Genomic DNA, 12305 nt, shown 5'->3' with positions numbered 1-12305 from the left:
ATTCCGCGGATCCGGCGGACCGTGCACACGGACACGAGCACGGCCACGGCCTCACGGAGCGCCGCCCGTGGGGCCACCGACCGATGAGTCCGAAGGACCGGGTGCATAGAGTGCCGGGGTGAGCATGACGCCCCCGCCCGGCTGGTACCGCGACCCCAACGCCCCCCACCTGGAACGCTGGTGGGACGGCACGGCCTGGACCGAGCACCGGCGCGCCCCCGGGCTGCCCGGACAGCCGTCCGCGTCACCGCCCGCCGGCGCGGGACCGTCCCGGGCCAAGGCCGTCGCCCTCGTCACCGCGGGTGCCGTCCTGGTCGCCGCGGTCGTCACGGGCGCGGTCCTGCTGGGCCGGGACGACGGGGGCGGCGGCACGGCGGACCCGGCCACCGGCACACGGTCCGCCCCGCCCAGGAGCGCGCCCACCGCCACCTTGTCGCCGTCCCCGGCGGCCTCCGCCGACGGCGATCCCTCCGTCGCGGTCGACCAGCTCAACGGCATCACCCTGCCGCTGCCGGAGGGCTGGGAGAAGCCGGAGAACATCGCCCAGGACGACGTCGTCATGACCACCCACGGCGTCTACGACTGCCCCGCCGGGGTGGGCCTGTGCCGGCACGGCCTGGTCATCACCCGCACGGTGACCGCGGCCGAGGGCACCACCCCCGAGACCCTGGCCAAGCGGGACATCCAGGACGCGGCCGACGAGGCGTACGAGCGGAACGCGATCGGCCAGCGCCTCTACGGCGGGATCACCTCCCAGCGGACCGTCGCGTCCGGGCAGGTCGCGGTCGCGGGCCGGGCCGGCTACTTCGTGCGCAGGCTGGTCAGAACCGCCGAGGGGCCGGGCGGTTACGTCGAGTCGCTCGTCTTCCCGTCCAGCACCGGCACCCAGGCGCCGGTCCTCGTCCGCTTCGTCTTCGACGCCGGCCCGGACGGCCCGCCGCCGGCCGACATGGACGGGATCACCAAGGGCATCCGGCCCGTCGGAGACACCACGACCGGCGGCGGCGTGGGCAGCAGCATCGGCCCGTCGAGCTGAGCCGGAGACGCCGGAAGGCCGGGGCGCCAGGCCCCAGGGGCCGTGGCTACGGGAAGGAGCCCGAGGCTACAGGAAGGTGTGCCCCTCGCCCCGGTACGTCGGCACGGCCGCCGTCACACGATCGCCCTCGACGAGGTGCAGGGTGTCGAACCGTTCGCACAACTCGCCCGCCTTGGCGTGCCGGAACCACACCTTGTCGCCGATCAGCAGGTCGTCGGCGGGGGAGCCGAGCAGCGGGGTCTGCACCTCGCCCGCACCCTCCTGGGGGTCGTAGCGCAGCCCCTCGGGCAGGTACGGCACCGGGAGCCGGTCCGCCCCGGCCGCGCCGGAGGCCGGGTAGCCGCCGCCCAGGACCGTGACGACCCCGACCCCCGGGCGCCGTACGACGGGCTGGGCGAACAGCGCCGCCGGACGGCCCCGGAACGACGTGTAGTTGTCGAAGAGCCGCGGGACGTACAGCCCGGAGCCCGCGGCGATCTCGGTGACCGCGTCCTCCGCCGCCGTGTGCTGCACACTGCCGGTGCCGCCGCCGTTGACGAACTCCAGGTCCGGCGCCACGGCCCGGACCGCCCGCACCACCGCGGCACGCCGCTCGGCGAGTTCCCTGCGCGCCGCCGCCTGCATCAGCCGGATCGCGCGCGAACGCAGCGGCCGCCCCGCGACCGCGTCGCCCACACCCGCCACATGGCCCTCGTACGCCATGATCCCCACGAGCGTGAACCCCGGCCGCCGGGCCACCGTGCGGGCCATGTCGGCGACCTGGGCGGGGGAGTGCAACGGGGAGCGGCGCGCGCCGACCCGCACGCGCCCGCCGAGCAGCTTCAGCGAGGTGTCCAACTCCAGGCAGACCCGGACGACTTCACGTCCGCCCTCGCGTGCGGCGTCGATCAGGTCCAGTTGCGCCGGGTCGTCGGCCATCACCGTGACGGCACGGGCGAGTTTGGGGTCGGCGGCGAGTTCGGCGTAGGCGGCGCGGTCGGCGGACGGGTAGGCGAGCAGCACGTCGTCGAAACCCGAGCGGGCCAGCCACAGGGACTCGGCGAGGGTGAACGACATGATGCCCGTGAGGCCGTCCTTCGCCAGGGCGCGTTCGAGCAGGGCCCGGCAGCGCACGGACTTGCTGGCGACCCGGATCGGCTTGCCGCCGGCCCGGCGGACGAGGTCGTCCGCGTTGGCGTCGAAGGCGTCCAGGTCCACGATCGCGACAGGGGCGTCGAGTTGGGCGGTGGCCCGGTCGTAACGGGCACGGTCGGCGGCGCGCGCAGTCATGGACGCAGCCTGCCAGACCTGATTACCGCAGGGTAGGGGGATGTTCCGGGCAGATCCCCCTGGGCTCGTGGACTGGTTCCCGCCGGGACCGGGGCAGCCCGTAGAGTGACGCGCACGAACGGCGGAACCGCGAGGTGATTCCGGCCGCGGCCTTGAGCCGGGATGGCGGATCGCTCGTACGGGTATGCGTGTCCGGTGACGACGAGTCCGCGCCGGGCGGGGCGACGAGGACGGCCGTGCCCGGTGCAACGACACGGGCACGAGGAAACGGGGGGTGCATGAGCACGGAAGCGCGCCACGCCCCCGTCCCCCCGCGGCCCGTCGGGCCCTCGGGCGGCGACGGCGACTCGGACCCGACGGCACGCGCCACCGACGCCCCGCCCCCCCAGGCCGCGCCCGGCACGCTCGAGGGCACGACACGGGCGGTGCCCGGCGGCGGTACGACCGCGGAAACGCGCGGCACTTCGGCGGGTTCGGCGGCTCCGGTCGGGGGTGGTTCCCTGTGTGGTGCTTCGGGGGGTTCGGCGGCTCCGGGCGGGGGTGCTTCCGCGCGTGGTGCTTCGGCGGCTCAGACCGAGGGTGGTTCCCCGCGTGGTGCTTCGACGAGTTCGGCCGCTCCAGCCGGGGGTGTCTCCGCACGCGGCACTTCGGCAGGTCCCGCCGTTCCGGTCCCGGGCGGCTCCCCGCGTGCCGTGACAGGTGGGGGACCGGCGGGTCCGGACACGGACAGCCGCGCGGGCCACGGCACCGGCTCCCCGCCGCCTCGCACCGGCCCCGCCACCGACGACGCCCGGACCACCGCCGCTTCCCGCCCACGCTTCCCGGACTTCCGTTCCCCTTCCCGCCCTTCCCGCCGCACCACACCCCCCACGACACCGCCCCCGCCCCCCGCCACGGCCCGCTTCCCGGACGCACCCCCGACGGTAGGCCGCGAGGCACCGCGCCGACCGGACCTCGGCCGGGCAGGGGACCGTCCGCTCGGCACACCACCGGTCGAGAGACGCGCGGCGTCCGGAGCCGCTGCCGGGCCTGGGGCGTCCGCTGACACCCACGCCGGGGCTCCGGGCCGTTCCGCGGACGCGTCGCAGGTGCTTGGGCGTGGGGCTTCGAGTGGTCGAGACTCCGCTGACGGCACGGCAGGAAGTACGACCTCCGGGGACGGGAGGGCCCCCGCTCGCTTCCCCGGTGAGTTGGCGCAGCCCGGCCGGCGCGAGCGCGGGACCATACCCCCGCCACCGGGACACCGGCCCTCACCGGCGGCACGCGGCGGCGCACCAGCCGAAACCCCGTCGGAGACGACCGCGCGCCTGCGCCCCGTCCCCGTCCACAACCCCCCGGTGCCGAGCGCACCGCCCCATCCGACGGCCCCGTCCTCCGCGCGCGACCCCCGGTCGGACGCCGCGAACGGCCCCGTGACCACCCCGGCAGCCCAGGCCGGGCCCGTCGGCGGCGCCGACACCGCGACCGGCCCCCTCGGCACGGCACGCCGCTCGAGCGCGCCCGGCCGGACCGGAGGCCCTGGCAGCTTCTCCAGCCCGGGCGAGGCCGACAACCGTCCGCGCCCCTCCGGCGCGCCCCAGCGGCCGACCGGGTCGGCGTGGACCCCGGTCCCGCCGCATCCGTCCTTCGACGCCTCCCCGGGTGCTCCCGCCGCCCCCGCCGGGACACCGCCGCGAGCCACGGGTTCCGCCACGGCGCCTGATCCGGCGCTGTCCTGGAGCGCGGCCATGGCGCCGGGGACGGGGCTCGGCATGGGGTTCGGGGAGCCGGCAGGCCACGACCGGCGGGCACGGTCGACCGGTGCGCTGGTACGGCCGCGGGTCGCTGTGGCGGCCGCCTGCGTGGTGCTGGGGATCGGGCTCATAGGCGGCGCCGTGACCGGCAGTTGGCTCACCGGGGAGCCGGGGAAGCCCGGCGCGGAGGGCGACTTCGCCGCGGCCGGTGCCATGTGGCACAGCGTCCCCGTCGACCAGCTCTTCCCGCCCACCGTGGACGGCCGCGGCGCCGGACCCGGCGGAGCCGACCGCACCTGGACCCGTGTCGCCGTGGCGCCGGACAGCGGCTGCGAGGGCGCCTTCGACCCGCTGCTGCGCAAGGCCCTGACCCCCGTCGGCTGCGCCCGCCTGCTGCGCGCCACCTACACGGACGCCACCCAGAGCTACGTCACCACCGTCGGCCTGCTCTTCACCAAGGCCGACGCCCCCACCATGACGTCCCTCGCCGCCCGCTTCGAGAACGAGGGGCTCGCCCGGCGCACCGACCTCGTGCCGCGCCCGTACGCCGCCAAGGGCACCGTCGCCGCGGCCTTCGGCGACGAGCAGCGCGCGTCGTGGACCGTCTCCGTGCTGACCGAGGCCCCGGTGGTCGTCTACGCCGTGTCCGGCTGGGCCGACGGCCGCGCCGCCGGCACCCCGCAGGCCGCCGCCGACGCGACGAAGTCCGGAGCCACCACCCCCGCCGCCCAGGCAGGCCTGGGAAACGAGGCCCAGGGCCTCGCCGACCGCATCGAACGGGGCCTGCGCCAGACCGTCAAGTCAGCCACGGAGGAGCCCTCGTGACAGCCGCCGTGACACCCGGGAACCGTACGCCGCGCAGGGCTCTCGCGGTCGGCGTCCCGAGCCTGTTCCTCGCCGCCTGCCTCGCCCTCGTGCCGTCCGTCCCCGCGCACGCCGACGGCATCCGCGCCCAGCAGTGGGGCCTCGACGCCATGCACACCCAGGAGGCCTGGCGCACCACCCAGGGCAAGGGCATCACCGTCGCCGTCCTGGACACCGGCGTCGACGACGACCACCCCGATCTGCGCGGCAACGTCCTGCCCGGCAAGGACATGATCGGCTTCGGCGCGCGGCGCGGCGACCGCCCCTGGGCCCGCCACGGCACCGCCATGGCCGGCATCATCGCCGGTCACGGCCACGGCCCCGGCAACGCGGACGGAGTCATGGGCATCGCGCCCGAGGCCCGGATCCTGCCCGTGCGGGTGATCCTGGAGGAGGACGACTCCGCCCGGAGCAAGGCCCGCAGCACCCGCGGCAACGCCCTCGCCGACGGCATCCGGTGGGCCGCCGACCAGGGCGCCGACGTCATCAACCTCTCCCTCGGCGATGACTCGGACTCCGCGCACCCCGAGCCCGCCGAGGACGAGGCCGTCCAGTACGCGCTCGGCAAGGGCGCCGTCGTCGTCGCCTCGGCCGGCAACGGCGGCGAGAAGGGCGACCACATCTCCTACCCGGCGGCCTACCCGGGCGTGATCGCCGCGACCGCCGTGGACCGCTACGGCACCCGCGCCTCCTTCTCCACCCGCCGCTGGTACGCGACGGTCAGCGCGCCCGGCGTCGACGTCGTCATCGCCGACCCCGACCAGCGGTACTACGAGGGCTGGGGCACGAGCGCGGCCTCCGCCTTCGTCTCCGGCGCCGTCGCCCTGGTCAAGGCCGCCCACCCGGGTCTGACCTCCGCCCAGATCAAGAAGCTCCTGGAGGACACGGCCCGCAGCGCCCCCGTCGGCGGCCGCGACGACTCCCGCGGCTTCGGCATGGTCGATCCCGCCGCCGCCATCAAGTCCGCGGCCCGCCTCCGGCCCGAGGGCCTGACCGCGGCGTCCTACGGCGAGCGGTACTTCGGCCCCGGCCCGGACTCCGCCGAGGCGGACGACACCGCCTCCGGCTGGGCGGGCCCCCTCGCGGGTAGTGCCGGCGGAGTGATGCTGGTCGTGGCGGTCGTCCTGTGGCGCGGCCGCCGCGAGGGCGGGGCCGACTTCCGGCTGTAGAGCCCGGGTCACCCGGCCATGGCTGGAGGTCACGCCCTCCGGCCGTACGCCGACACCGCCGACCGGGCTGCCTCCTCCACCAGCGCGATGCCCTGTTCCTTCGTCGGGTTGCCACTGGACAGGGCGGCCACCAGACAGTCGTCGCCGCCGGCCGTCACCCGTCCGATGCTGTTGACGACCCACAGACCGGTCGTGTCGCGCGGCATCCAGCCGTTCTTGAGGGCCCACCCGGAGCCGTCGGCGGCGGCCGACACCCCCCAGTCCTGGCCCGGGGCGATCCGCCCCATCAGCCCCTGAAGGTACGTCCTCGAGGCCTCGTTCAGCTCCGAGCGGGCCCCGAAGACCTGCCCGAGCAGCACGAGCTGATCGGCGGCCGTGGTCCGGGTCAGACCCCACCGCGGACCGTCGCCGCCGGTGGTCCGGGTGAGTCCGAACCGCTCGTTGGCCGCGTTCAGGCCGTCGGCGCCGCCGATGTCCCGCCACAGCGCCGACGCCGAGTCGTTGTCGCTGCTCCCGATCATCGCGGCGGCGTACGTCCGCTCCCGCGCCGTCAGCCGCCGCCCGGCGTCCTGTGCCGCCAGCAGCAGGGCCGCCAGGATGTCGACCTTGACGATGCTCGCCGTGTCGAACACGGCGTCGCCGTACCCGACGCTCGCCTCGGATCCGAGGCGACGAACCGCCACGGCCACGGTGACGCCCCCGGCCACCGACACCGCTACCGACCTCGGCACCGGCACCGGTGCCGAGCCTCCGCCCACCGTTTCCACCGCCCGCCTCCCCGCTCACGACGGCCCGTCCGCCGCCTTGCGCCGACGATAGGGGGCCCGAACGTCCCCCGGGGCGGTATCGGACGTGGGCCAGGGGACCCTGAGAGAGTGGGCGCGGCCCCGGATAGGGTCGGCACCGTGGTGATGAAGAACATTCCCGACTCCGGCTTCTCCGACGACGACGGCTCTGTCGACCCCGGGCTGAGCGCGGCGCTCGCCGCCTGGGCCGAGGACCGCACCGCCGTGGGACCCGTCCTGGAGGGGCTCCGGAGCGCCCGGCTGCTCGTGCCCGTGGTGGCCGTCCTCGGCGAGGTGGAGGAGGACGAGAACGGGCTGCGCCGGGAGAAGACCAGCGAGATGGCCGTACCCACCCTGAAGGCCGGTCAGCGCACCGCCCTGCCCGCCTTCAGCTCCACCGGCTCCCTGGCCCGCTGGGACCCGGACGCCCGCCCCGTGGCCGTACGGCTGCACCAGGTCCTCGAGGCCGCCGCGCACGAGAAGGCGGACACGGTGGTGCTGGACATGGCCGGACCGGTGCCGTTCGAGCTGACCGGACCCGCCCTTCTCGCCCTGGCCGAGGGCCGTACGACGACCGACCCGCTGGCCGACCCGGCCGTCGTCACCGCCGTGCGGGAGGCGGTCGCCGCGGAGCCCGCCGTGCTGCGCGCCCACCTCGGGCGGGGGCAGGCCGACGGGACCCTGGCGCTGGTGCTCGACCCGTCCGTCCCCACCGCACCCGCCGAGACCGCCCGCGCCGTGGCCGCGCGGCTCGCCGCCAGCGAGACACTGAGGGCCCGCCTGGTGCGCGGCCTCGACCTGGCACTGCTGCCGGCCGGGGCGACGCCGCCGGGCGAGCCCTTGTACGTGAAGGAGCGGGGATCGGCTGCGTGACGCAGCGGTGATCGGCTGGGTCGGGAAACGGGGATCCGCGGGAGCGTCTCAGCCGTAGATCGGCCCGGTGTACTTCTCGCCCGGGCCCTGGCCCGGCTCGTCCGGGACGACCGAGGCCTCGCGGAAGGCCAGCTGCAGCGACTTCAGGCCGTCGCGCAGCGGTGCCGCGTGGAAGGAGCTGATCTCGGTGGCGCTCGCGTCCAGCAGTCCGGCGAGCGCCGACACCAGCTTGCGGGCCTCGTCCAGGTCCTTGTGCTCGTCGCCCTCCTCGGTCAGACCGAGCTTCACGGCGGCGGCGCTCATCAGGTTGACGGCGACCGTCACGATCACCTCGACCGCCGGGACCTCCGCGATGTCGCGGGTCAAGGCGTCGAAGTCGGGCTGCTCGGCGGGGCCGGAGGGGGAGGTCTCACTCATGCCCCACACGATAGGTGCAGGACGGAGGGCTCCCGCAGCGAGCCCCGGACAGCTTGAATTAGCCCTTCCCCATCGATGCTGCTAACCTTGTGTGACGACCGGCTGGACGCGTATGCCCAGGGCATCACGAGTCCGGCCCACAAGTGGAGGCTTCGAACTCCCACCTGACCGCCCTCCGGGGCGGCGGGTCACCGGTCAGACGGTTCCCGTCCCAGTAGCGGCGATCCGTCCGAAAGTGCGCCCCGCGGCCATCGCGGCGGTCGTTCCGGTAGTTCGAGGAGCCCCGCCTGTGATCGTCCGGGGCATTTTTCGTGCTTCGGCGCGGTTAGGTCTGTCGAACACAGAGTACGCGGCTGTCCGCCAGACCGTCGCGTGGTGCTAACCGAGGAGGATCCATCAGCGCCGAGCCCCGCATCAACGACCGGATTCGCGTTCCCGAGGTGCGACTTGTCGGTCCCAGTGGCGAGCAGGTCGGTATCGTGCCGCTCGCGAAGGCACTGGAGCTTGCGCAGGAGTACGACCTGGACCTGGTCGAGGTCGCGGCGAACGCCCGTCCGCCCGTCTGCAAGCTCATGGACTACGGGAAGTTCAAGTACGAGTCGGCCATGAAGGCCCGTGAGGCGCGCAAGAACCAGGCGCACACGGTCATCAAGGAGATGAAGCTCCGGCCGAAGATCGACCCGCACGACTACGACACCAAGAAGGGTCACGTCGTCCGGTTCCTCAAGCAGGGCGACAAGGTCAAGATCACGATCATGTTCCGTGGTCGCGAGCAGTCCCGGCCCGAGCTGGGCTACCGGCTGCTGCAGCGGCTCGCGGAGGACGTCCAGGACCTCGGCTTCGTGGAGTCGAACCCGAAGCAGGACGGCCGCAACATGATCATGGTTCTCGGTCCGCACAAGAAGAAGACCGAGGCGATGGCCGAGGCCCGCCAGGCGCAGGAGGCCCGCAAGGCCGAGGCGAAGGCCCACCCGGGCCGCTCGCAGAACGCCGCTGAGGCCGAGATCACCGAGGCCCCGGCCGAGGCTTCCGCCGAGGCGTGACTCCCGGGACCCCCGTCCCAGGACGTATCCGATACAAGAGCGACGCTCACCGTGCCCGGTTCTCGCGACCGGGCACCGGAGCGCCACCTACGAGGAGAGAACGGCGCTATGCCGAAGAACAAGTCGCACAGCGGTGCCAGCAAGCGCTTCAAGGTCACCGGCTCCGGCAAGGTGCTCCGTGAGCGCGCCGGCAAGCGCCACCTGCTCGAGCACAAGTCGTCCCGTCTGACGCGTCGTCTCACCGGCAACGCCGAGATGGCCCCGGGCGACGCCAAGAAGATCAAGAAGCTTCTCGGCAAGTGACGCGGCGGCGCGTGATCGCCCTGCGATCTCCGCGCGCCGTACGTCAGGACCGGGACCCAATCGTTTCCGGGCCGTGTGAGGACAACCACGGCCCCGCTACAAGGAGTCAATCAAGTGGCACGCGTCAAGCGGGCAGTCAACGCCCACAAGAAGCGCCGGGCGATCCTCGAGCAGGCCTCCGGCTACCGCGGTCAGCGCTCGCGCCTGTACCGCAAGGCCAAGGAGCAGGTCACCCACTCGCTGGTCTACAACTACAACGACCGCAAGAAGCGCAAGGGTGACTTCCGCCAGCTGTGGATCCAGCGCATCAACGCCGCTGCCCGCGCCAACGGCATCACGTACAACCGCTTCATCCAGGGTCTGAAGGCCGCGAACGTCGAGGTCGACCGCAAGATCCTGGCCGAGCTGGCCGTCAACGACGCCGGCGCGTTCGCCGCGCTCGTCGAGGTCGCGCAGAAGGCCCTGCCGAGCGACGTCAACGCGCCCAAGGCTGCGTGACGCGGCGCCGGCCCGGCCGGTGCGATCCATACGGACCCGTGGGCTCTGCCTGCGGGTCCGTCGTATGTGCGCCGTGCGGTGCCCGAGGCGTGTCCGGCACCGCCCGGGGCCGCCGGCTGATCGCCGTCGCGGCGGAAGGTTCCTACCGAAGGTGAAGCTCTCCATGTCCCCCGCCACCCCTGACCTGCTCTCCCCCCGCTCGCCCCGCGTCTCGGCAGCGCGGCGGCTGGCCAAGCGGAACTTCCGGGGCAAGGAGCGGCTGTTCCTCGCGGAGGGGCCGCAGGCCGTGCGGGAGGCGGCGGCGCACCGGGCCGGCGACACGGCCACCCTCGTCGAGCTGTTCGCCACGGTCGAGGCCGCCGAGCGGTACGCCGACATCGTGGGGGAGGCCCGCGCCGCGGGTGCCCGGATCCACCTCGCCGCCGACGACGTCATCGCCGACATCTCCACCACCGTCACCCCGCAGGGGCTCGTCGGCGTCTGCCGGTTCCTCGACACCCCCTTCGAGGACATCGTCGCGGCCCGCCCGAAGCTCGTCGCGGTCCTCGCCCATGTGCGCGACCCCGGCAACGCGGGCACCGTCCTGCGCTGCGCCGACGCCGCCGGAGCCGAAGCGGTCGTCCTCACGGACGCCTCCGTCGACCTCTACAACCCCAAGGCCGTCCGGGCCTCCGTCGGCTCCCTGTTCCACCTGCCCGTGGCCGTCGGCGTCCCCGTCGAGCGGGCGGTCGCCGCGCTCAGGGACGCCGGAGTGCGCATCCTCGCCGCCGACGGCGCGGGCGAGCACGATCTGGACGACGAACTGGACCACGGCACCATGGGCGGCCCCACCGCGTGGGTGTTCGGCAACGAGGCCTGGGGCCTGCCGGAGGAGACCCGCGCCCTTGCCGACGCCGTCGTACGGGTTCCCATCCACGGAAAGGCCGAGAGCCTGAACCTCGCGACCGCCGCCGCCGTATGTCTGTACGCGTCGGCCCGTGCGCAGCGCGGCTCCGGAGGATGCCGCTCCGCCACCCGCAACCAGTAGGGTGACCAGCCCGGGGGCCTGCTGCACCGGCTGAGAGGTGGGGTGAGGGGATGACTGTCGGCACCGGTCGCGCGCCCGGAGCGCGGGACGCGCGACGACCACCCGCGCCCCGGCAGGACGATCCCGCCGGCCTCGGCATCGACCCCGACGACCTGCCCGACGGCCTGGTGGTCGCCGACGAGCACGGGCGGATCATCTGCTTCAACGCCGCCGCCGCCCGGATCAGCGCCGTACCCGCCGACCAGGCCCTGGGACAGCTCCTGGAGAAGGCCCTGCCGCTGGAGGACCTGGAGGGGCGCCGCTGGTGGCAGCTGACCGACCCCTACGGCGGCCTGGCCATCCGGGTGGGCCAGCCCGAGCGCAACCTCCTGCTGCACGGCGGCCGGGAGGTCCTCGTCTCCGCGAAGTACGTCCGCGCCCACCCCACCGGCCCGGTCCGCCGCGTCGTAGTCTCCCTCCGCGACACCGAGGCACGCCGCCGCACCGAGCGCAGCCACGCCGAGCTGATCGCCACCGTCGCACACGAGCTGCGCTCGCCGCTGACCTCCGTCAAGGGCTTCACTGCGACCCTGCTCGCCAAGTGGGAGAGGTTCACCGACGACCAGAAGAGGCTGATGCTGGAGACCGTCGACGCCGACGCCGACCGCGTCACCCGGCTCATCGCCGAACTGCTCGACATATCCCGTATCGACTCCGGCCGCCTGGAGGTGCGTCGCCAGCCCGTCGACATGGGCGCCGCGGTCGGGCGGCACGTCCAGGCATACGTCGCCGCCGGCCAGCCCGCCGACCGGTTCCTGGTGCGCGTCGAGAAGCCGCTGCCCGAGCTGTGGGCCGACCCCGACAAGATCGACCAGGTGCTGAGCAACCTCGTGGAAAATGCCGTGCGGCACGGCGAGGGATCCGTCACCATCGATGTCACACCGGCGCCGTCCCCACGGGAAGGGGAAGCCGCCGGGACCATCGAGAACACCGCCACGTCGGTCACGGTGAGCGACGAGGGGCCCGGCATTCCGGAGGAGTCCATGAACCGTGTCTTCACCCGCTTCTGGCGGGGCAGCAAGCGCGGCGGCACCGGTCTCGGGCTCTACATCGTCAAGGGCATCGTCGAGGCCCACGGCGGCACCATCACGGTCGGCCGCGCCCGAGGGGGCGGCGCGGAGATCCGATTCACCCTGCCCGTGGGCACCCCGGCGTACCTGCTCTGAGCACCGGCCGAGGACCCACGGGCGCATTCGCTTTCCCCAGCCCCGTTAGACTCGGCCTTTGGCACCTTTGTGTCCCGAAAGCC

12 protein-coding genes are annotated in these 12305 nt (G+C 74.1%); 9 read left to right on the top strand and 3 right to left on the bottom strand.

Annotation, left to right across the window (positions count from 1 at the left end):
- Positions 1-124 precede the first annotated feature (124 nt).
- On the top strand, positions 125-1036 hold the full coding sequence (locus ABZ818_RS10565) for a DUF2510 domain-containing protein (protein ID WP_361412888.1): 912 nt from the start codon (positions 125-127) through the stop codon (positions 1034-1036).
- Positions 1037-1102: 66 nt separating this feature from the next.
- Here the strand turns inward: ABZ818_RS10565 and ABZ818_RS10560 are convergent, their stop codons facing one another.
- Positions 1103-2305 (bottom strand): amino acid deaminase/aldolase, encoded by a 1203-nt coding sequence (locus ABZ818_RS10560; protein WP_361412819.1) that lies wholly within the window; start codon positions 2303-2305, stop codon positions 1103-1105.
- A 1412-nt stretch (positions 2306-3717) separates the two neighbouring features.
- Here ABZ818_RS10560 and ABZ818_RS10555 point away from each other — a divergent pair.
- Both ABZ818_RS10555 and mycP read left to right on the top strand, forming a co-directional pair.
- Entirely contained in the window at positions 3718-4863 is a 1146-nt protein-coding gene (locus tag ABZ818_RS10555) for a hypothetical protein (RefSeq protein WP_361412818.1), read from the top strand.
- A 62-nt stretch (positions 4864-4925) separates the two neighbouring features.
- Complete coding sequence (gene mycP, locus ABZ818_RS10550) at positions 4926-6071, top strand: type VII secretion-associated serine protease mycosin (protein ID WP_361412887.1); 1146 nt, start codon at positions 4926-4928, stop codon at positions 6069-6071.
- 29 nt (positions 6072-6100) lie between these two features.
- Here mycP and ABZ818_RS10545 read toward each other — a convergent pair whose 3' ends face one another.
- Positions 6101-6838, bottom strand: a complete 738-nt coding sequence (locus tag ABZ818_RS10545; RefSeq protein ID WP_361412817.1) for a hypothetical protein — start codon at positions 6836-6838, stop codon at positions 6101-6103.
- Positions 6839-6976: 138 nt separating this feature from the next.
- On the opposite strand from ABZ818_RS10545, the gene ABZ818_RS10540 reads away from it, so the two are divergent.
- Entirely contained in the window at positions 6977-7729 is a 753-nt protein-coding gene (locus tag ABZ818_RS10540) for an SseB family protein (RefSeq protein ID WP_361412816.1), read from the top strand.
- Between the two features lie 48 nt (positions 7730-7777).
- Here ABZ818_RS10540 and ABZ818_RS10535 read toward each other — a convergent pair whose 3' ends face one another.
- Positions 7778-8146, bottom strand: a complete 369-nt coding sequence (locus tag ABZ818_RS10535; protein WP_361412815.1) for a DUF1844 domain-containing protein — start codon at positions 8144-8146, stop codon at positions 7778-7780.
- Between the two features lie 395 nt (positions 8147-8541).
- On the opposite strand from ABZ818_RS10535, the gene infC reads away from it, so the two are divergent.
- The 5 genes from infC to ABZ818_RS10510 all read left to right on the top strand — a co-directional run bounded on the left by infC (position 8542) and on the right by ABZ818_RS10510 (position 12222).
- Positions 8542-9189, top strand: coding sequence for a translation initiation factor IF-3 (gene infC / locus ABZ818_RS10530; RefSeq protein ID WP_361412886.1), 648 nt, complete (start codon positions 8542-8544; stop codon positions 9187-9189).
- A 108-nt stretch (positions 9190-9297) separates the two neighbouring features.
- On the top strand, positions 9298-9492 hold the full coding sequence (gene rpmI, locus ABZ818_RS10525) for a 50S ribosomal protein L35 (RefSeq protein WP_007829094.1): 195 nt from the start codon (positions 9298-9300) through the stop codon (positions 9490-9492).
- A gap of 114 nt (positions 9493-9606) precedes the next feature.
- Complete coding sequence (gene rplT / locus ABZ818_RS10520) at positions 9607-9990, top strand: 50S ribosomal protein L20 (protein WP_004002577.1); 384 nt, start codon at positions 9607-9609, stop codon at positions 9988-9990.
- A 163-nt stretch (positions 9991-10153) separates the two neighbouring features.
- Positions 10154-11017: an RNA methyltransferase gene (locus ABZ818_RS10515; protein WP_361412814.1), complete on the top strand. Its 864-nt coding sequence runs from the start codon at positions 10154-10156 to the stop codon at positions 11015-11017.
- Positions 11018-11067: 50 nt separating this feature from the next.
- Positions 11068-12222, top strand: coding sequence for an ATP-binding protein (locus tag ABZ818_RS10510; protein ID WP_361412813.1), 1155 nt, complete (start codon positions 11068-11070; stop codon positions 12220-12222).
- The last annotated feature ends 83 nt before the right edge of the window (positions 12223-12305 follow it).

Source organism: Streptomyces sp. NPDC047453, assembly GCF_040643155.1.
In the GTDB taxonomy this organism is placed as follows: domain Bacteria; phylum Actinomycetota; class Actinomycetes; order Streptomycetales; family Streptomycetaceae; genus Streptomyces.
The sequence above is the reverse complement of the archived record's forward strand: the minus strand, read 5'-3'. Positions and strand labels throughout refer to the sequence as shown.

Coding starts and splice junctions, on each gene's coding strand:
- ABZ818_RS10510 (WP_361412813.1), top strand. CDS start 11,068: ATGACTGTCGGCACCGGTCGCGCGCCCGGAGCGCGGGACGCGCGACGA.
- ABZ818_RS10565 (WP_361412888.1), top strand. CDS start 125: ATGACGCCCCCGCCCGGCTGGTACCGCGACCCCAACGCCCCCCACCTG.
- ABZ818_RS10535 (WP_361412815.1), bottom strand. CDS start 8,146: ATGAGTGAGACCTCCCCCTCCGGCCCCGCCGAGCAGCCCGACTTCGAC.
- ABZ818_RS10560 (WP_361412819.1), bottom strand. CDS start 2,305: ATGACTGCGCGCGCCGCCGACCGTGCCCGTTACGACCGGGCCACCGCC.
- rpmI (WP_007829094.1), top strand. CDS start 9,298: ATGCCGAAGAACAAGTCGCACAGCGGTGCCAGCAAGCGCTTCAAGGTC.
- ABZ818_RS10515 (WP_361412814.1), top strand. CDS start 10,154: ATGTCCCCCGCCACCCCTGACCTGCTCTCCCCCCGCTCGCCCCGCGTC.